Origin of the sequence: Mesorhizobium sp. Mes31, from assembly GCF_024519675.1 — a bacterium.
Taxonomy (GTDB): Bacteria; Pseudomonadota; Alphaproteobacteria; order Rhizobiales; family Rhizobiaceae; genus Mesorhizobium.
In genome coordinates this window covers 1-18,303 of sequence record NZ_JALJRL010000028.1, presented here as the reverse complement: position 1 = coordinate 18,303, position 18,303 = coordinate 1, and the positions used below count along the sequence as shown (strand labels likewise).

18 protein-coding genes and 1 other RNA gene are annotated in these 18,303 nt (G+C 62.2%); 14 read left to right on the top strand and 5 right to left on the bottom strand.

The window, feature by feature from the left end; genetic code table 11:
* Nucleotides 1-392: 392 nt before the first annotated feature.
* The 10 genes from NR193_RS30545 to NR193_RS30500 all read left to right on the top strand — a co-directional run bounded on the left by NR193_RS30545 (nt 393) and on the right by NR193_RS30500 (nt 11,562).
* The gene (locus tag NR193_RS30545; RefSeq protein ID WP_256754395.1) at nt 393-1,295 is read left to right on the top strand and encodes a branched-chain amino acid ABC transporter permease; all 903 of its coding nucleotides are present in this window, start codon (nt 393-395) and stop codon (nt 1,293-1,295) included.
* A 4-nt stretch (nt 1,296-1,299) separates the two neighbouring features.
* Nucleotides 1,300-2,694, top strand: a complete 1,395-nt coding sequence (gene livM, locus NR193_RS30540; RefSeq protein WP_256754394.1) for a high-affinity branched-chain amino acid ABC transporter permease LivM — start codon at nt 1,300-1,302, stop codon at nt 2,692-2,694.
* On the top strand, nt 2,694-4,235 hold the full coding sequence (locus NR193_RS30535) for an ATP-binding cassette domain-containing protein (protein WP_256754393.1): 1,542 nt from the start codon (nt 2,694-2,696) through the stop codon (nt 4,233-4,235). Before livM ends, NR193_RS30535 begins: the two co-directional genes overlap by 1 nt.
* Nucleotides 4,235-4,963, top strand: a complete 729-nt coding sequence (locus tag NR193_RS30530) for an ABC transporter ATP-binding protein (protein ID WP_256754392.1) — start codon at nt 4,235-4,237, stop codon at nt 4,961-4,963. Before NR193_RS30535 ends, NR193_RS30530 begins: the two co-directional genes overlap by 1 nt.
* A gap of 18 nt (nt 4,964-4,981) precedes the next feature.
* Entirely contained in the window at nt 4,982-5,329 is a 348-nt protein-coding gene (locus tag NR193_RS30525; RefSeq protein WP_091578847.1) for a DUF6867 family protein, read from the top strand.
* Nucleotides 5,330-5,467: 138 nt separating this feature from the next.
* Nucleotides 5,468-6,586 carry a branched-chain amino acid ABC transporter substrate-binding protein gene (locus NR193_RS30520; protein WP_256754391.1) on the top strand — a complete coding sequence of 373 codons (1,119 nt, stop codon included), beginning with the start codon at nt 5,468-5,470 and terminating at the stop codon, nt 6,584-6,586.
* Nucleotides 6,587-6,886: 300 nt separating this feature from the next.
* Nucleotides 6,887-10,345, top strand: coding sequence for a pyruvate carboxylase (pyc, locus tag NR193_RS30515; RefSeq protein WP_256754390.1), 3,459 nt, complete (start codon nt 6,887-6,889; stop codon nt 10,343-10,345).
* A 159-nt stretch (nt 10,346-10,504) separates the two neighbouring features.
* Complete coding sequence (locus NR193_RS30510) at nt 10,505-10,765, top strand: DUF2312 domain-containing protein (RefSeq protein ID WP_027027312.1); 261 nt, start codon at nt 10,505-10,507, stop codon at nt 10,763-10,765.
* A 49-nt stretch (nt 10,766-10,814) separates the two neighbouring features.
* Entirely contained in the window at nt 10,815-11,255 is a 441-nt protein-coding gene (locus tag NR193_RS30505) for a hypothetical protein (RefSeq protein WP_256754389.1), read from the top strand.
* A 7-nt stretch (nt 11,256-11,262) separates the two neighbouring features.
* Complete coding sequence (locus tag NR193_RS30500) at nt 11,263-11,562, top strand: hypothetical protein (protein ID WP_256754388.1); 300 nt, start codon at nt 11,263-11,265, stop codon at nt 11,560-11,562.
* Nucleotides 11,563-11,640: 78 nt separating this feature from the next.
* On the opposite strand, the gene msrB is transcribed toward NR193_RS30500, so the two are convergent.
* The 5 genes from msrB to NR193_RS30475 form a co-directional block, all read right to left on the bottom strand.
* The gene (msrB, locus tag NR193_RS30495; RefSeq protein WP_256754387.1) at nt 11,641-12,045 is read right to left on the bottom strand and encodes a peptide-methionine (R)-S-oxide reductase MsrB; all 405 of its coding nucleotides are present in this window, start codon (nt 12,043-12,045) and stop codon (nt 11,641-11,643) included.
* Nucleotides 12,046-12,143: 98 nt separating this feature from the next.
* On the bottom strand, nt 12,144-13,334 hold the full coding sequence (locus NR193_RS30490) for a VWA domain-containing protein (protein ID WP_256754386.1): 1,191 nt from the start codon (nt 13,332-13,334) through the stop codon (nt 12,144-12,146).
* 10 nt (nt 13,335-13,344) lie between these two features.
* Complete coding sequence (locus tag NR193_RS30485) at nt 13,345-14,136, bottom strand: hypothetical protein (RefSeq protein ID WP_256754385.1); 792 nt, start codon at nt 14,134-14,136, stop codon at nt 13,345-13,347.
* Nucleotides 14,136-14,582 (bottom strand): GNAT family N-acetyltransferase, encoded by a 447-nt coding sequence (locus tag NR193_RS30480; RefSeq protein WP_256754384.1) that lies wholly within the window; start codon nt 14,580-14,582, stop codon nt 14,136-14,138. The genes NR193_RS30485 and NR193_RS30480 overlap by 1 nt, the downstream gene beginning before the upstream one ends.
* A gap of 78 nt (nt 14,583-14,660) precedes the next feature.
* Complete coding sequence (locus NR193_RS30475; RefSeq protein ID WP_256754383.1) at nt 14,661-15,500, bottom strand: MoxR family ATPase; 840 nt, start codon at nt 15,498-15,500, stop codon at nt 14,661-14,663.
* Nucleotides 15,501-15,646: 146 nt separating this feature from the next.
* Here NR193_RS30475 and ssrS point away from each other — a divergent pair.
* The 4 genes from ssrS to NR193_RS30455 all read left to right on the top strand — a co-directional run bounded on the left by ssrS (nt 15,647) and on the right by NR193_RS30455 (nt 18,227).
* Nucleotides 15,647-15,802, top strand: a non-coding RNA gene (gene ssrS, locus NR193_RS30470) — 6S RNA.
* Between the two features lie 96 nt (nt 15,803-15,898).
* Nucleotides 15,899-16,486 carry a 5-formyltetrahydrofolate cyclo-ligase gene (locus tag NR193_RS30465; RefSeq protein ID WP_256754382.1) on the top strand — a complete coding sequence of 196 codons (588 nt, stop codon included), beginning with the start codon at nt 15,899-15,901 and terminating at the stop codon, nt 16,484-16,486.
* A 71-nt stretch (nt 16,487-16,557) separates the two neighbouring features.
* Nucleotides 16,558-17,382, top strand: a complete 825-nt coding sequence (locus NR193_RS30460; RefSeq protein WP_256754381.1) for a YmdB family metallophosphoesterase — start codon at nt 16,558-16,560, stop codon at nt 17,380-17,382.
* Between the two features lie 77 nt (nt 17,383-17,459).
* Nucleotides 17,460-18,227 carry a TerC family protein gene (locus NR193_RS30455; RefSeq protein ID WP_256754380.1) on the top strand — a complete coding sequence of 256 codons (768 nt, stop codon included), beginning with the start codon at nt 17,460-17,462 and terminating at the stop codon, nt 18,225-18,227.
* Nucleotides 18,228-18,303 lie beyond the last annotated feature (76 nt).

The following is an 18,303-nucleotide window of genomic DNA, read 5'->3' as shown; positions in this document are numbered from 1 at the left end:
GAACACCATCTTCATCGACGACCGCGATCCGTTCGCGCATGGTTTTGTGGTCAAGTAAAGGGAAACCTGACCCAGCGGAAAGCAATGCAGTGAAAAAACGGATCGTGTCAGGAACGCAACGATTCCTCTCATCACCTAATTTTGACGGCGATTTCTTCGAAACGGAGCGCATGATGCGGTCGAATCGTCAAAGACATTGCGTTATGCCAATGCTAGGGTCCGCGATAGTCCAGGGGCCGGATGGGAAAAAAGGGCAATCGGATGGCGTGCCGCCAAAACACGCATGACGGTTGAAAAATCACGTTGCAATCCGGGCTCGAAACTTTACGACTAGGGGAAATACGAAAAGGAATGCGTCTGCATGGGCGACATTCCAGGGGAGCCATGTACACATGCAGTACTTTGTCCAGCAGCTTATCAATGGGCTGACGCTGGGATCGATCTATGGGCTGATAGCAATCGGCTACACGATGGTCTACGGCATCATCGGCATGATCAATTTCGCCCATGGCGATATCTTCATGGTCGGCGCCTTCACCGCCCTCATCGTTTTCCTCATCCTCGGTGCGTTGTTCTATTCGGTGCCGATCGTCATCGCACTGCTGATCATGATGGTCGTCGCGATGCTGCTCACCAGCCTCTACAACTGGACGATCGAGAAGGTGGCGTACCGGCCGCTGCGCGGGTCGTTCCGGCTGGCGCCGCTGATCACCGCCATCGGCATGTCGATCGCGCTGTCCAACTTCGTCCAGGTGACGCAGGGCCCGCGCAACAAGCCGGTCCCGCCGATGGTGTCCAAGGTCTACGAGATCGCTGGCGTCAGCGTGTCGCTGAAGCAGATCATCATCGTCGTGGTCACCGCGATCCTGCTGGCGATCTTCTGGTATCTGGTCAACAGGACCGCGCTCGGTCGAGCGCAGCGCGCCTGTGAACAGGACCGCAAGATGGCGGCGCTGCTCGGCATCGACGTCGACCGCACCATCTCGATCACCTTCATCATGGGCGCCGCGCTGGCCGCCGTCGCCGGTACGCTGTTCCTGATGTACTACGGCGTGGTGGTGTTTTCCGACGGCTTCACGCCGGGTGTCAAAGCGTTCACCGCGGCCGTTCTCGGCGGCATCGGTTCGCTACCGGGCGCCGTGCTCGGTGGGCTCCTGATCGGCTTCATCGAGAGCATGTGGTCTGCCTATTTCTCGATCGACTACAAGGACGTCGCCGCCTTCTCCATCCTGGCGATCGTGCTGATCTTCCTGCCTTCCGGCATTCTGGGCCGGCCAGAAGTCGAAAAGGTCTGAGATCATGGCGGTTACCGTTACTCCGGAGCGCGACGTCGTCGCCACGCCCATTCAACGCGCCCTTCGGGAGGCGTTTTATGCCGGTGCCATTTCGCTTGGCCTGTTCGTCCTGTTCATCGGCCTGAAGACCGATCAGAACATCTCGAACGAGCTGATCCTGGTGCAGCGCTGGGGCCTGCTTGCCGCGGTGGTCATCCTCACCGCCGTCGGCCGTTTCCTCTATGTCGGCTTCGCGCAGCCGGCGATGGAGCGGGCGAAGGCGGAAAAGGCTCAGGCTCCCGCCGCCGCCGTGACGGCGCCCGGCTTCCTGCGCCGGAACTTCAACAAGATCGGCGTCGGCGTGCTTCTGGTGTATCCGATCGTGATCGTTCTGCTGGTCGGCTTTCAAGGCTCGCTGAAATGGGTCGACAATTTCGGCATCCAGATCCTGATCTATGTCATGCTGGCCTGGGGCCTGAACATCGTCATCGGCCTCGCCGGCCTGCTTGACCTCGGCTACGTCGCGTTCTACGCGGTCGGCGCCTACGCCTATGCGCTGCTCGGCACGCATTTCGGACTGTCGTTCTGGATCCTGCTGCCGGCCGCCGGCATGATGGCCGCGTTCTGGGGCGTGATGCTCGGCTTTCCGGTGCTGCGCCTGCGCGGTGACTATCTGGCGATCGTCACGCTGGCCTTCGGCGAGATCATCCGCCTGGTGCTGATCAACTGGCGCGAAGTGACCAACGGCTCGGCCGGCATTTCCGGCATCCCCAAGGTCACCTTCTTCGGCCTGATGTCGTTCAACGTCTCGGACCCGAACTACATCGCCAAGGTGCTCGGCATCGCCCAGTCGGGCGCCTACTACAAGATCTTCCTCTATTACCTGATCCTGGGGCTCTGCTTCCTCACCGCGTTCGTCACCATCAGGCTGCGCCGCCTGCCGGTCGGGCGCGCCTGGGAGGCCCTGCGCGAGGACGAGATCGCCTGCCGCTCGCTCGGCATCAACACCACCACCACCAAGCTGACCGCCTTTGCCACCGGCGCCATGTTTGGTGGCTTTGCCGGTTCGTTCTTTGCCGCACGGCAAGGTTTCGTCAGCCCGGAATCCTTCGTCTTCCTGGAATCGGCGATCATCCTTGCCATCGTCGTGCTGGGCGGCATGGGCTCGCTGGGCGGCATCGCCGTTGCGGCGCTGGTGATGATCGGCGGTACCGAAATCCTGCGCGAGCTGGACTTCCTCAAGGCGATATTCGGCCCTGATTTCACCCCGGAGCTTTATCGCATGCTGTTGTTTGGCATAGCCATGGTCGTGGTCATGCTGTGGAAGCCGCGTGGCTTCGTTGGCAGCCGCGAGCCGACAGCCTTCCTCAAGGAGCGAAGGGCCGTATCGGGCTCCTTCACCAAGGAGGGACACGGCTGATGAATACGAACCCGATTCAGAAGGCCAATCCGGGCATGAACGATGCCATCCTGCAGGTCGAGCATCTGTCGATGAAGTTCGGCGGCCTGGTCGCCATCGGCGACCTGTCCTTCCAGGCCCGACGCGGCGAGATCACCGCCTTGATCGGTCCGAACGGCGCCGGCAAGACCACGGTGTTCAACTGCATCACCGGCTTCTACAAGCCGTCGGAAGGCATGATCACGCTCAACCGGGCCGATGGTTCGACCTTCATGCTCGAGCGTTTGCCAAACCATGAGATTCCGGCGCGCGCCAAGGTGGCGCGCACCTTCCAGAATATCCGCCTGTTCTCGGGCATGACGCTGCTCGAGAACCTGCTGGTCGCCCAGCACAACAAGCTGATGAAGGCGTCGGGCTATACGCTGCTCGGCCTGTTCGGCTTCCCGAGCTACCGCAAGGCATCTGCCGAATCGATCGATCTGGCCAGGCATTGGCTGGAGAAGGCCAATCTCGTCGATCGCGCCGACGATCCGGCCGGCGACCTGCCCTATGGCGCGCAGCGGCGCCTGGAGATTGCGCGTGCCATGTGCACCGGACCGGAACTCCTCTGCCTCGACGAGCCGGCCGCCGGTCTCAACCCGAAGGAATCGGCAGCACTCAACGAACTGCTGATGGATATCAAGAACAACACCGGCACCTCGATCCTGCTGATCGAGCACGACATGTCGGTTGTCATGCAAATCTCCGACCATGTCGTGGTGCTCGAATATGGCCGCAAGATCTCCGACGGCAGTCCGCAATCGGTGCGCACCGATCCGCGCGTCATCGCCGCCTATCTCGGCGTCGACGACGAGGAGGTCGAGACGGTGCTGACGGAGGTCGGCGACGAAGACGTCATCGAACAGCTGGATACCGGTCCCGACTCCGCGCACGGCCCCGGCACCTCGGCTTCATATCTCGCCGGACCGGTGAGCGATACGATCGGCCACAGCGAGGGCGAGCGCGTCACGGTGTCGAAGGGCGCTTCCAAGGCGGCGCAGATCGATGCGCGCGCGGCGAGCGTTGCCAGCAGACCCGCTGCTGCAAAGTCCGGGTCGCCGGTAAAGCCGGCCGCGGCAAAGCCGGCGGCGAAGAAGGCGGCCGCCAAGGCGCCCGCGGCGAAGGCCGAAGGTATTTCGAACCGCCTCGCTGCCCCCCGGGCGGGCAAGGCCGACAATCTGACCCGTATCAAGGGTATCGGCACGGTCAACGAGAAGAAGCTCAACGAACACGGCATTTTCCACTTCGACCAGATCAGCGCCTGGAAGAAGGCCGATGTCGAGGCCGCTGAAGCCTATCTCGCCTTTGACGGACGCATTGCACGTGAGGAGTGGGTCAAGCAGGCCAAGCTTCTCAGCCAGGGCAAGGGCACGGAATTCTCGCGCCGTGTCGATGCGGGCAAGGTGGCGACCAGCCATGCTTCCGGAAAGACTGCCAGTGCAGCTTCCGAGAAGACCGCCAGCGCGGCTTCCGGAAAGACCACGGCCAAGCCTGTCGCGGACAAGCGCGGAGGACGCAAATAATGGCCGGCGCAACACTGCTCGATATCAAGGGCGTCCAGACCTACTACGGCAACATACGGGCGCTGAACGGCGTCGACGTCACCGTCAAGGAGGGTGAGATCGTCGCGCTGATCGGTGCCAACGGCGCCGGCAAGTCGACGCTGATGATGACCATTTTTGGTGCCCCACGCGCTCGCGCGGGCACCATCACCTTCGCCGGCACCGACATCACCCAGATGCCGACGCACGAGATCGCGCGCATGCGCATCGCCCAGTCGCCCGAGGGCCGGCGCATCTTCCCGCGCATGACGGTGATGGAAAACCTGCAGATGGGCGCCAGCCTCGACAACCTCAAGCACTATGACGAGGACGTCGAGAAGGTGTTCACGCTGTTTCCAAGGCTCAAGGAGCGCATCGCCCAGCGCGGCGGCACGCTGTCCGGTGGCGAGCAGCAGATGCTGTCGATCGGACGCGCGCTGATGGCGCGGCCGAAGCTGCTTTTGCTCGACGAGCCGTCGCTGGGTCTGGCGCCACTGATCGTCAAGCAGATCTTCGATGCCATCCGCGAACTGAACCGCACGCAGGGGCTGACTGTGTTCCTGGTCGAGCAGAACGCGTTCGGCGCTCTCAAGCTCGCCACGCGCGCCTATGTCATGGTCAACGGCAACGTGACGATGAGCGGCACCGGCAAGGAACTGCTCGCCAATCCGGAAGTGCGCGCCGCCTATCTCGAAGGCGGACATCACTGAGCCTAGGAGACATCAATCATGCAGGGCATTCTCTACGAGGAACCCTCGATCTGGCAGTTCTTCTTCGTCACCTGTCTGCTTGGCGGCTGGGCGGCGTGGATGACGGGCAAGGCCAGCGCCCAGACATGGCGCAGCTTCCTGCAACTGTTCGCCTATATGCTGGGCCTCGGCATCGGCATACGTTTCATCCATCACGCGCTGTTCGGCGGCACGATGTTCTCGCTGCATTACTACATCGTCGACACCATCGTGCTGATGATACTCGGGTTTATCGGCTATCAATACACGCGCACCAACCAGATGGTTACACAGTATAATTGGCTCTATGAAAGAGCATCGCTTTTGAGCTGGAAGCCGAAAGGCTAACGTTCATGATTAACGCCGTTTCGGGGATGAATCGGCGTGACAAGTGCCTGAAAATCGGCAAACTGTGCTTTCTGCGATAAGGGTGGGCATCGCATGAAAGTATCATCCACGCCCACTCCGTAAATGGGAGCGTTTTATATGAAAAAGTCACTCTTGTCCGCCGTCGCACTGACCGCGCTTGTCGCGTTCAGCGGCAGCGCGTGGGCTGACATTCTGATCGGCGTTGCCGGTCCGATCACCGGCCCGAACGCAGCCTTCGGCGCGCAGCTGCAGAAGGGCGCCGAGCAGGCTGCCGCCGACATCAACGCGGCGGGCGGCATCAACGGCCAGCAGATCAAGCTCGAAGTCGGTGACGACGTCTCGGATCCGAAGCAGGGTATCTCGGTCGCCAACAAGTTCGTCGCCGACGGCGTCAAGTATGTCATCGGCCACTTCAACTCGGGCGTCACCATTCCGGCGTCGGATGTCTATGCCGAGAACGGCATTCTCGTCATCACGCCTTCGGCGACCAACCCGCAACTGACCGAGCGCGGCCTGTGGAACACGTTCCGCACCTGCGGACGCGACGACCAGCAGGGCAAGGTTGCCGGCGACTATCTCGCCAAGAACTTCAAGGACGCCAAGATCGCCGTCGTTCACGACAAGACGCCTTATGGCCAGGGCCTCGCCGACGAAACCAAGAAGGCGCTCAACGCCGACGGCGTGACCGAAGCCATGTATGAAGGCATCAATGTCGGCGACAAGGACTTCTCGGCTCTCATCGCCAAGATGAAGGAAGCCGGCGTCAGCGTCGTCTACTACGGTGGCCTGCATACGGAAGCCGGCCTGATCATGCGCCAGCTGGCTGACCAGGGCCTCAAGGCTCAGTTCATGTCGGGCGACGGCATCGTGTCGAACGAGCTGGCCTCGATCGCCGGTGACGCTGTCAACGGCACGCTGATGACGTTCGCTCCCGATCCGCGCAAGAACCCGAACGCCAAGGAACTCGTCGAGAAGTTCCGTGCCGCCGGTTTCGAGCCTGAGGCCTATACGCTCTACTCCTATGCCGCCATGCAGATCGTCGCCGCCGCCGCCGGTAAGGTCGGTTCGGCCGACGACGCGCAGAAGGTTGCAGCAGAGATCAAGGCGAGTGGCCCCTGGAAGACCGCGATCGGCGACATCGGCTATGACGCGAAGGGCGACATCACCCGCCCCGACTACGTCCTCTACACCTGGAAGAAGGGTGACGACGGCAAGTACACCTACTTCGAACAATAAGCCGAAAAACACCTGAAATCGGAAATGCCCGGCGCAACGCGTCGGGCATTTTTCTTTTTTGGCGTGTTTCTCCAGGACGCCGCCGGCAGGCCTCCGAGGGCGGCCGTTAGCCGGAAAATGATCCTGGCTTGAACGGCAGGTGCCGGCGCTTTCTTGCGCCTTTGCGCGAATGCGGCCGGCTTTGCTGCAAAGATTCGATTTAAATCGGTTTAAATTCGCGCGGATTTTGTTTGCACTGCAGCATTTTCGCGCTAATCATGGCGCCGATTTCTCTTCCCTTCCGCTGCTGGAGCCCAGTCCTTGGCCATCACGAAGATCCTCGTCGCCAACCGGTCCGAAATCGCCATTCGCGTCTTTCGCGCGGCCAACGAGCTTGGCCTCAAAACCGTGGCGATCTGGGCCGAGGAGGACAAATACTCGCTGCACCGCTTCAAGGCCGACGAAAGCTACCAGGTCGGGCGTGGGCCACACCTGACCAGGGATATGGGGCCGATCGAAAGCTATCTGTCGATCGAGGAAGTGATCCGCGTCGCCAGGCTTTCGGGCGCCGATGCCATCCATCCAGGCTACGGGCTTCTGTCGGAAAGCCCGGAATTCGCCGAGGCCTGTGCCGAAGCCGGCATCACCTTCATCGGACCGAAGCCCGACACGATGCGCCGGCTTGGCAACAAGGTTGCCGCACGCAATCTCGCCATCGAGGTCGGCGTGCCGGTGATCCCCGCCACCGACCCGTTGCCGGACGACATGGACACGGTCAAGAAACTGGCCAAGGAGATCGGCTATCCGGTGATGCTGAAGGCATCGTGGGGCGGCGGCGGGCGCGGCATGCGCGCCATCCGCTCCGAAGCCGACCTTGCCCGCGAGGTCATGGAAGGCAAGCGCGAGGCGAAAGCCGCCTTCGGCAAGGATGAAGTCTATCTCGAAAAGCTGATCGAGCGCGCCCGCCATGTCGAGGTGCAGGTGCTTGGCGACACGCATGGCAATGTCGTGCACCTGTTCGAGCGCGACTGCTCGATCCAGCGCCGCAACCAGAAGGTCGTCGAGCGCGCGCCGGCGCCCTATCTCGAAATGTCGCAACGCGAGGAGCTTTGCGGCCATGCGCTGAAGATCGCCCGCGAGACCCGCTATATCGGCGCCGGAACGGTCGAATTCCTGCAGGATGCCGACAGCGGAAAATTCTATTTCATCGAGGTCAATCCGCGCATCCAGGTCGAGCATACCGTCACCGAGCAGGTGACCGGCATCGACATCGTCAAGGCGCAGATCCACATTCTCGACGGCTTTGCCATCGGTACGCCGGAATCGGGCGTGCCGGCGCAGCAGGACATCAGGCTGAACGGCCATGCCTTGCAGTGCCGCATCACCACCGAAGACCCCGAGCACAATTTCATCCCGGACTATGGCCGCATCACCGCCTATCGCGGCGCGACGGGCTTCGGCATCCGCCTCGATGGCGGCACCGCCTATTCGGGCGCGGTCATCACCCGCTTCTACGATCCGCTGCTGGAGAAGGTAACGGCCTGGGCGCCGACACCGGCCGAAACCATCGCCCGCATGAACCGGGCGCTGCGCGAGTTCCGCATCCGCGGCGTCGCCACCAACCTGACCTTCCTCGAGGCGATCATCAATCACCCGAGCTTCGCCGACAATTCCTACACGACCAAGTTCATCGACACGACGCCGGAGCTGTTCCAGCAGGTCAAGCGCCAGGACCGCGCCACCAAGCTCATCAACTATCTGGCCGACGTGTCGGTCAATGGTCATCCAGAGACGCGCGGCCGGCCGCAACCGAAGGCCGACGCGGCGGCTCCGATCGTGCCCTACCTCAACGGCAATGTGCCAAGCGGCAGCAAGCAGAAGCTGGACGTGCTGGGACCGGAGAAATTCGCTGCCTGGATGCGCGAGCAAAGGCAAGTGCTCGTCACCGACACGACGATGCGCGACGGTCATCAGTCGCTCCTGGCGACGCGCGTGCGCACGCATGACATCGCCAACATCGCCGGCACATACGCTCGGGCCTTGCCGCAGCTGCTGTCGCTTGAATGCTGGGGCGGCGCCACTTTCGACGTCGCCATGCGCTTCCTCACCGAGGATCCGTGGGAGCGGCTGTCGCTGGTGCGCGAAGCAGCACCCAACCTTTTGCTGCAGATGCTTCTGCGCGGCGCCAATGGCGTCGGCTACACCAACTACCCCGACAATGTCGTGCAGCACTTCGTCAAACAGGCAGCGGCCGGTGGCGTCGATCTGTTCCGTGTCTTCGACTGCCTGAACTGGGTCGATAACATGCGCGTCGCCATGGACGCGGTCGGCGCCGAAGGCAAGCTGGTCGAAGCGGCGATCTGCTACACCGGCGACATCCTCGATCCGGCGCGGGCAAAGTACGACCTGAAATATTATGTCGGGCTGGCCAAGGAGTTGCAGGCTGCCGGCGCGCACATCATCGCGGTCAAGGACATGGCCGGCCTGTTGAAGCCGGCCGCGGCGCGGGTGCTGTTCAAGGCGCTGCGCGAGGCGACCGACCTGCCGATCCATTTCCACACCCACGATACGTCTGGCCTGTCGGCGGCGACGGTGCTGGCGGCGGTGGAGAGCGGCGTCGATGCCATCGACGCGGCGATGGATGCCTTCTCCGGCAACACATCGCAGCCTTGCCTCGGTTCGATCGTCGAGGCGCTGAAGGGCACCGAGCGCGATCCGGGCCTCGACCCCCAGTGGATCAGGAAAATCTCGTTCTACTGGGAAGCGGTGCGCAACCAGTACGCCGCCTTCGAAAGCGATCTCAAGGGGCCGGCCTCGGAAGTCTATCTGCACGAAATGCCGGGCGGGCAGTTCACCAACCTCAAGGAGCAGGCGCGCTCGCTTGGCCTGGAGACGCGCTGGCATGAGGTGGCGCAGACCTATCACGACGTCAATCTGATGTTCGGCGACATCGTCAAGGTGACGCCGTCGTCCAAGGTTGTCGGCGACATGGCGCTGATGATGGTCAGCCAGGACCTGACCGTTGCCGATGTCGAGAATCCGGCCAGGGACATCGCCTTCCCGGACTCTGTCGTCTCGATGTTGCGCGGCGATCTCGGCCAGTCTCCCGGCGGTTGGCCGGAAGCACTGCAGAAGAAGGCGCTGAAGGGCGACAAGCCGATCACGGCGCGGCCGGGTTCGCTCCTGAAGGCAGCCGATCTCAAGGCCAGCCGCAAGGAGATCGAAGACAAGCTCGAACGCAAGCTCAGCGAGTTCGAATTCGCCTCGTGGCTGATGTACCCGAAGGTGTTTTCCGACTTCGCCGGCGCGCAGGAAACCTACGGCCCGGTGAGCGTGCTGCCGACGCCGACCTATTTCTACGGCATGAAGCCGGAAGACGAGATTTTCGTCGACATCGAGAAGGGCAAGACGCTGGTGGTGCGGTGCCTGGCGATCGGCGATGTCGACGACAAGGGCATGGTCACCGTGTTCTTCGAACTCAACGGCCAGCCGCGCCGCGTCAAGGTTCCCGACAGGGCGCATGGCGCGTCCGCCGCCAAGGCCCGCCGCAAAGCCGAGCCCGGCAACGAGGCGCATGTCGGCGCGCCGATGCCGGGCGTCGTCTCGGCGCTTTCGGTTGCCGCCGGCCAGGCGGTGAAGGCCGGCGACGTGCTGCTTTCCATCGAAGCGATGAAGATGGAAACGGCGCTGCATGCCGAGCGAGACGGCACGGTCGCCGAGGTGCTGGTCAAGGCTGGCGACCAGATCGATGCCAAGGATCTGCTGATCGCCTTCAGCTGAGAACTCACAAGGTGTGGCCGGGTTGTCGGCTTCTGTCGGCAGCCGTTGCGGTTCATTCGATAACCGCTTGACCCGCTGCCCCCGGTCGGGCATCGAACCGCTGAATTCGCCGCCCCTCGCTTTCCCGAGTCGCGGCGTAGAAACGATGTGGAGAAAAACATGGCCGACGATATCACCGAAACCAGCCAGACTGTTGCCGCCGGCCAGCTGCGTGCCTTCATCGAGCGCATAGAGCGGCTCGAGGAAGAGAAGAAGACCATTTCCGACGACATCAAGGAAGTGTTCGCCGAGGCCAAGGGCACCGGCTTCGACACCAAGGCGATGCGCACCATCATCCGGCTGCGCAAGAAGGATCAGGCCGAGCGCCAGGAGGAGGAAACCATCCTCGATCTGTACAAGGCCGCGCTCGGCATGGTGTAGATGCAATCGCCCGGCACCCAGCGCGGTTGCCGGTGATACGGTTCGAACCATGAGCGAATTCGACTTCGGCGCCCGCCGCGCTTCTGAATTCCGCCATCGCGGCTTCTGGACGCTGTTCGACGAACGGCATCCCAACGAGCGGGCTCTGATGGCGAGGCGCGGACCCTGGTTCTGGCAGCGCGGGATGCCAGACTTCGCATTGGTCCTTTCCATGTATGTAGCGCCGGCGCAGAACCATGTCGGCGTCTTCTTCGGCCGCAACGAGAAGTTCGGTGCAACGGAAACCTGGTCACGGTTGAAGCCGTTCCAGCCGGCGATCGAAGACAGGCTGAAGCTCAGGCCGGAACAGAGCTGCGAGGGCCTTGGCATCAATTCGATGTGGCGGGGGAACTGTTTTGCCGAGGACAACTGGCCGGCGATGACCGACTGGCTGGTGACGGAATGTTCGCGCATCGAGCGCGCCGTCACCGAAGTCCTGGGACAGGGGTAGATATCAGGTGCTGGCGGATTTCTTCCGCTCGCGCTGGCTTGGCCAGGTGCCGCTCGACCGGCTGTTCTGGCGCGACATGGTGCTCGTCGGCACGGCGATCAGCATTGCATCGTCGGTGGCGGCGCTCATCCTGCTTGGCTTGAAGATGCCTCTCGGCCTCGTGCTGGCGGTGCATTTCGCGCCGGTGCCCTACGCCATCTTCCTGATGTCGGCCGTCTGGCGGACCGCCGAGAAAATTGGCGGCGCCAAGGCTTCAATGATGATGCTCGGTGCCGCGCTGTGGCTGATCGCGACAATCGTGATCTGAACAGGGCTCTCAAGTGTTCGGCCAATGAAAAAGGCGGCCGAAGCCGCCTTCCCAAAACCTGCCAATCGAGCCTGCCGCTCAGGCGGCCGGCTCGAATTTCAAAGCCACGCCGTTGATGCAATAGCGCAGGCCGGTCGGCGGCGGGCCGTCCTCGAAGACATGGCCGAGATGGCTGCCGCAGCGGGCGCAATGGCATTCGGTACGCACCATGCCATAGCTGCGGTCGATGGTGTTTTTGACCGAGCCCGGCACGGGATCGTTGAAGCTCGGCCAGCCGGTGCCGCTCTCGAACTTCAGCTTGGATTCGAACAGCGGCTGGTCACAGCCGACGCAGGAAAAGGTGCCGGCGCGCTTCTCGTAGAGCAAAGCGCAGCTTCCCGGCCGCTCGGTGCCGTGGCCGCGCATGACCGCATATTGCTCCGGCGTCAGCCGGGCGCGCCATTCGGCGTCGGTGCGGGTCACGGGGTAGGTGTGGGTGTCCATTTGATCTCCTCAGCCTTGCCGGCTCGTTGTTGATTGCAACCTCATATTCGCACCAAGATAGGCATTTGTTACGCGTCTGCCCAGTATCGATATCCTGACTAGTGCTTCCTCGACAGCTGCTTCGTCGCGCCTTCCAGCCCGGCCAGCGTCAGCGGGAACATGCGCCCGCCGAAGATGTCGCGGATGATGGTGATGGAATGGGTAAAGCCCCAGTTCTTCTGGTTTTCCGGATTGAGCCACACCGCGTTCGGCCATTGCTGCAGCAGGCGGCCGAGCCAGACGGCTCCAGCCTCGGGATTCCAGTGCTCGACCGAGCCGCCGGGGTGGGCAATCTCGTAAGGGCTCATCGAGGCATCGCCGACGACGATCACCTTGTAGTCCGGGCCGTATTTGTGGAGGAGGTCGAAGGTCGGAATTACCTCGGCATGGCGGCGGCGATTGTCCTTCCACACGCCCTCGTAGAGGCAGTTGTGGAAGTAGAAATATTCGAGCTGGCGGAATTCGGCACGGGCGGCCGAAAACAGCTCCTCGACGCTTTTGATGTGATCGTCCATCGAGCCGCCGACATCGAAGAACATCAACAGCTTCACCGCGTTGCGCCGCTCGGGCCGCGTGCGGACGTCGAGATAGCCGTGCTCGGCGGTGGCGTGGATGGTGCCGGGCAGGTCGAATTCCTCCTCGGCGCCCTCGCGCACCCAACGGCGCAGGCGTTTCAGCGCGATCTTGATGTTGCGCGTGCCAAGCTCGACGGCGTCGTCGAAATTCCTGAACTCGCGCTTGTCCCAGACCTTCACCGCGCGGCGGTTGCGGCTTTCGTGCTGGCCGATGCGCACGCCTTCGGGATTGTAGCCATAGGCGCCGAAAGGCGAGGTCCCGCCGGTGCCGATCCATTTCGAGCCACCCTGGTGGCGGCCCTTCTGCTCCTCCAGCCGCTGCTTCAGTGTCTCCATCAGCCTTTCGAAGCCGCCGAGCGCCTCGACCAGCTTCTTTTCCTCGTCGGTCAGGTGCTTTTCGGCGAGGCGGCGCAGCCACTCTTCCGGCAGGTTCGCGACGTCGATGGCATCTGGCCCGCCCAGCGCCTCAACGCCCTTGAAGACATGCGCGAACACCTGGTCGAAGCGATCGATGTGGCGCTCGTCCTTCACCAGCGCGGTGCGGGCAAGGTAGTAAAAACCCTCGACGTCGTAGTCGACCAGCCCGGCTTCCAGCCCCTCCAGCAGCGACAGATATTCCCGCAAGGAGACGGGAACACGCGCGGCCTTCAGTTCGAGGAAGAAGGGGATGAACATGGTCGGTGGGTCAACCTAGAGGATAGGGAAGCACACGGAACCAACGCCGGGCCGGCAGTATGGGAAAGTCGACCAGATCTTTGCGACCGAGCCGCAGAAGCTCTCGCAGAAAGGTGCCGCTATCCTTCTTGTGGTTGCGATAGAACGCCGCCAGTTCGTTCAGTTTGACAGGTGTTTTTGCGACCTCGTCAGTCATGTTGTCACCGATTGCCTTCGCAACAGCGGACACCGAACTGGTCAGCTCATCAAAAAATTCTGGGACACAGAGAATCCTTTCAATGTGCCCGAGTTCGTGAAGTTCGTAATTCAACTGGCGACACAAGCCATCCAGATGAGCATATTGATAGCGTGGATGAGTTGGGTCCAGCAGAAATGCGACCTCTGTACCATCGACGTCATGAGACAGATTGCCAAAGCCATAAACCCAAGCCTCAGGATTGGCGGGTTCCCGCTGCCGCCATTCCTGCCAGAGCGGCCCAATCAGCCGTCGAAATGCTTGCTCAGGCAGCTGCCAATTGTCCGGTGCCGGCCAGTTCTTCCAGTAGCCTTCGATCGCGCCAATGAGATGCCGGATGACCGACAGTCGAACTTCAAACGGATCGGATGCTATTTGTTTAATGAAGGCATCGAGCTGGGCGAAGGATTGTTTTCTCAGCCCGCGCTCCCGTAGCTCCAGATATGCGATGTAGCTAGCATAGAGCGGCTGGAACTCGCTTTCCTGCAAGACAGCGCGGATGCGTTCCAGCGCTTCAAACCGGTCAGCGTTCCAAGTTAGCTTTGCACGCTGCGCCGGCGATTTCATTACAGCAAATCATACTCGATGAAGCCGGTCCGGCGCGCGACATAGTCGTAGAGCTTGCGTGCCGTGGTGTTGGTTTCGTGGGTCATCCAGTAGACGTTCTTGACGCCGATCTTTGCCGCTTCCTGCTTCACCGCTTCGATCAGCGCCGCGCCGATGCCCTTGCCGCGCACGTCGGGGTCGGCGAACAGGTCCTGCAGATAGCAGTTGTTCTGCTCCGCCCAGCAGGAGCGGTGGTAGAGATAGTGGGTGAGGCCGACAGCCTTGCCGTCGAGGGTGGCGATGAAGCCCTTCGGCTCGAACTCGCCCGCCGTGAACAGCCGCTTCCAGGTGACGGCGTAGACCTCTTCCGGCAGCTTGGTTTCGTAGAAGGTGAGGTAGTCGGTCCACAGGCGGCGCCAGTCGGCATGGTCGGGCTGCGCTAGCGGGCGGACAACAATCTCAGACATTTCATTTCCTCCGGAGGGTTCTGGCCGAAGCTGCCTCCCTGTTCGACTGCCGGCAACGGTCCACAGCAGGGAAAAGCGCTACCCCTGCCTTCGCGCCATGAAGGCCAGCCGTTCGAACAAATGCACGTCCTGTTCGTTCTTCAGCAGCGCGCCATGCAGCTTGGGCAACGCGTTCTTCGGGTCGGCGCGCAGATCCTCGGGCGCGATGTCGTCGGCGACCAGCAGCCTTATCCAGTCGAGCGCCTCGGAGGTCGACGGCTTCTTCTTGAGGCCGGGCACGTCGCGGATCTCGTAGAACTGGGTGAGGGCCGCGCGCACCAGGTTTTGCTTGATGCCGGGATAATGGACGTCGACGATCCTGTGCAGCGTGTCGACGTCGGGAAAGCGGATGTAGTGGAAGAAGCAGCGGCGCAGGAAGGCGTCCGGCAGCTCCTTCTCGTTGTTGGAGGTGATGATGACGATCGGCCGGACGGCCGCGCGGACGGTCTCGCCGGTCTCGTAGACGAAGAACTCCATCCGATCGAGTTCCTGCAACAGGTCGTTGGGGAACTCGATGTCGGCCTTGTCGATCTCGTCGATCAGCAGCACGACCTTCTTGCCGGCGGCGAACGCCTCCCACAATTTGCCGCGCTTGATGTAGTTCCTGATGTCGTTGAACCTGATATCGCCGAGCTGGCTGTCACGCAGCCGCGAGACGGCGTCATACTCGTAAAGACCCTGCTGTGCCCGCGTGGTCGACTTGACGTGCCATTCGATGAGATCGAGGCCAAGGGCCGCCGCCACTTGCCTGGCAAGTTCCGTCTTGCCGGTACCGGGCTCGCCCTTGACCAGCAAGGGCCGCTCCAGCGCGATCGCCGCGTTGACCGCCACCATCAGATCCTTGTCGGCGACATAGGCCGCCGTGCCTTCGAAACGCATTTTCGCTCCCTGGTTCACTCCTGGCGACCGTAAGGAGGCGGCCCGGTCCGCGCAAGGGTGGGGTTGGCTGCGGCGACTGCGGGAACCAGCACGGAAAGAATGCCATCTCTCTGGCGCTTGGGCTGCCATCGGCCTATATTGGGGATGACGGTCTGTGCTTCCCGGCAGGAGAACATTTTCCCCGGGGCCTTAACGATCCTTAGGGAGCTGTCCCTGGGAAGACCCGTGGGTTTTCTCACACGGCGCCCACCTACTTTGTAGGCACCCGGGATCGCTCTCTCCACCGGTTGTGTGGATCGTCACTTATTCCAATGCATCCACGCATTTCGGTGGATGACGCGGTGGAAAACGTCGCTCCCGAGACTCCATCCAGATCTGAGCTTTTCTATCCTGGCCGCATGACCTCTCCCAAAGAATTGAAAAAGCAGCTGCGTCGCGAGGCACTCGGGCGCCGTGACGCGCTCGATGCGTTGTGGCGGGTGGAGATCGCGCTCGAGATGGCCGAAACGGCGCGCGATCACCTCGATGTCGAGCCGGGCCAGATCGTCTCCGGCTTCTGGCCGATGCGATCGGAAGTGGACGTCCGGCCATTGATGTTCGCCTTGCGCGAGAAGGGGGCAAGGCTTTGCCTGCCTGCCATCCTCGACAAGACCACCATCGTCTTTCGTGAACTGGTGCGTGGTACGCCGATGGTCGAGATGGGCTTCGGCACGGTCGGGCCGCACGAAGAAGCCGAGGTGCTCGACCCCTCGGTGATGCTGGTGCCGCTCGCCGCCTTCGACGCGCGCGGCCATCGCATCGGCTACGGCGCCGGCTACTATGACCGTGCGATCGCCAAGCTGGTCGACAAGGGAAAGCCACCGCGATTGATCGGCATCGCCTTCGACTGCCAGGAGGTGGCGCTGGTGCCGGATGAGGATCACGACGTCATCATTCCGGAAATACTCACCGAGAGCGGGTTGCGCCGCTTCGCGCCAAAATTGTAGATAAATGGACGCATGATCTTTTCGCAGACGTCATGCAGCTTTTGCTTCGTTGACCTTCGGTGCGGGATCATATGAGACTTCTCTTCCTCGGTGACATGGTGGGAAAAACGGGCCGCACGGCGGTGTGGGAACAATTGCCTGGACTGATCTCGGACTTCAGGCTCGATTTCGTCATCGTCAACGGCGAGAACGCCGCCGGCGGCTTCGGCATCACCGAAGAGATCTTTCGCGAGACGATCGCGGCCGGCGCCGATGTCGTCACCACCGGCAACCACGTCTGGGACCAGCGTGACGCCCTGGCCTTCGCGCCGCGCGAAGAGCGGTTCCTGCGGCCGTCCAATTTTCCCAAGGGCACGCCCGGGCGCGGCTCCGGCGTCTACATCTCCAGGAGCGGCGCGCGCGTGCTGGTCGCCAACATCATGGGCAGGGTGTTCATGCACCCCGAGCTCGACGATCCGTTCCAGGCCGGAGAGCGCGAGCTTGCCGCCTGTCCGCTCGGCGAGCAGGCGGATGCCGTGGTCATCGACTTCCACGCCGAGGCAACGTCTGAAAAGATGTGCTTCGCGCATTTCGTCGACGGCCGCGCCAGTCTTGTCGTTGGCACCCACACGCACCAGCCGACCGGCGATCATCAGATCCTCAACGGCGGTACCGGCTACATGTCCGACGCCGGCATGTGCGGCGATTACGATTCATCGCTTGGCATGGACAAGGAGGAACCTCTCAACCGGTTCCTGTCGAAGGTGCCGAAAGGGCGTTTCGAGGCAGCGACCGGACCGGCGACATTGTGCGGCGTCGGCGTCGATATTTCCGACCGCACCGGGCTGGCCGAGAAGATCGCGCCGTTTCGTCGCGGCCCGCGGCTGGAGGAAACCGCGCCGTCCTTCTGGTCGTGACATTGATATAGGCGTGCGCAGTACCTAACTGCCGGCGACACTGCTCTAGATCGTTACAAGAGGGGACAACGACCTCCATGCAGCTTATCGAATTTTTCGCGCCGCATTTTCAATTCGTTTCCGACCCGACGGCCTGGGTCGCGCTGCTGACGCTGGTGGTGCTGGAGATCGTGCTCGGCATCGACAATCTGATCTTCATCTCGATCCTGACCAACAAACTGCCGGAGGCGCAACGCGCCCGAGCCCGCCGCCTCGGCATCTCGGCGGCGCTGGTCATGCGGCTGGTGCTGCTCGCCACCATCTCGGTCATCGTCCAACTGACGATGCCGGTGTTCACCGCGTTCGGCCACGGTTTTTCCTGGCGCGACCTGATCCTGATCGCCGGCGGCCTGTTCCTGGTCTGGAAGGCGACCAAGGAAATCCATCACACGGTCGATCCCGACGACCACAAGGACACGATGCTGGGCGAGACGCTGCAGATCAGCCTTGCCGGCGCGATCTTCCAGATCCTGCTGCTCGACCTCGTCTTCTCGATCGATTCGATCATCACCGCCGTCGGCATGACCGACGAGATCGCCATCATGTATATCGCGGTCATTGTGGCGGTGAGCGTGATGATGCTGGCGGCCGGACCGCTTGCCAACTTCATCGCCAAGAACCCGAGCATCGTCATGCTGGCGCTGGGCTTCCTTTTGATGATCGGCATGACGCTGATCGCCGACGGCATGGGCTATCACGTGCCCAAGGGCTACATATACGCGGCCATGGGTTTCTCGGCGCTGGTCGAGGGGCTCAACATGCTGGCGCGACGGCGCAGGAAGGCGAAGTCCAGCGACGGGCATTGAGGTTGGTCCGCCGAGGCGAACCTAGAGCCTGTTCCATCCCGATGGAATCGGGATGGGGCTCTATCTCTTTGTTTGA

Excerpts from the sequence above, each read along its gene's own strand:
- NR193_RS30460 (WP_256754381.1), top strand. The coding sequence starts at position 16,558 with ATGAGACTTCTCTTCCTCGGTGACATGGTGGGAAAAACGGGCCGCACG.
- NR193_RS30530 (WP_256754392.1), top strand. The coding sequence starts at position 4,235 with ATGGCCGGCGCAACACTGCTCGATATCAAGGGCGTCCAGACCTACTAC.
- NR193_RS30490 (WP_256754386.1), bottom strand. The coding sequence starts at position 13,334 with ATGTTCATCCCCTTCTTCCTCGAACTGAAGGCCGCGCGTGTTCCCGTC.
- NR193_RS30520 (WP_256754391.1), top strand. The coding sequence starts at position 5,468 with ATGAAAAAGTCACTCTTGTCCGCCGTCGCACTGACCGCGCTTGTCGCG.
- NR193_RS30475 (WP_256754383.1), bottom strand. The coding sequence starts at position 15,500 with ATGCGTTTCGAAGGCACGGCGGCCTATGTCGCCGACAAGGATCTGATG.
- livM (WP_256754394.1), top strand. The coding sequence starts at position 1,300 with ATGGCGGTTACCGTTACTCCGGAGCGCGACGTCGTCGCCACGCCCATT.
- NR193_RS30510 (WP_027027312.1), top strand. The coding sequence starts at position 10,505 with ATGGCCGACGATATCACCGAAACCAGCCAGACTGTTGCCGCCGGCCAG.
- NR193_RS30455 (WP_256754380.1), top strand. The coding sequence starts at position 17,460 with ATGCAGCTTATCGAATTTTTCGCGCCGCATTTTCAATTCGTTTCCGAC.
- NR193_RS30535 (WP_256754393.1), top strand. The coding sequence starts at position 2,694 with ATGAATACGAACCCGATTCAGAAGGCCAATCCGGGCATGAACGATGCC.
- NR193_RS30545 (WP_256754395.1), top strand. The coding sequence starts at position 393 with ATGCAGTACTTTGTCCAGCAGCTTATCAATGGGCTGACGCTGGGATCG.
- NR193_RS30480 (WP_256754384.1), bottom strand. The coding sequence starts at position 14,582 with ATGTCTGAGATTGTTGTCCGCCCGCTAGCGCAGCCCGACCATGCCGAC.
- NR193_RS30485 (WP_256754385.1), bottom strand. The coding sequence starts at position 14,136 with ATGAAATCGCCGGCGCAGCGTGCAAAGCTAACTTGGAACGCTGACCGG.
- NR193_RS30505 (WP_256754389.1), top strand. The coding sequence starts at position 10,815 with ATGAGCGAATTCGACTTCGGCGCCCGCCGCGCTTCTGAATTCCGCCAT.
- msrB (WP_256754387.1), bottom strand. The coding sequence starts at position 12,045 with ATGGACACCCACACCTACCCCGTGACCCGCACCGACGCCGAATGGCGC.
- NR193_RS30525 (WP_091578847.1), top strand. The coding sequence starts at position 4,982 with ATGCAGGGCATTCTCTACGAGGAACCCTCGATCTGGCAGTTCTTCTTC.
- NR193_RS30465 (WP_256754382.1), top strand. The coding sequence starts at position 15,899 with ATGACCTCTCCCAAAGAATTGAAAAAGCAGCTGCGTCGCGAGGCACTC.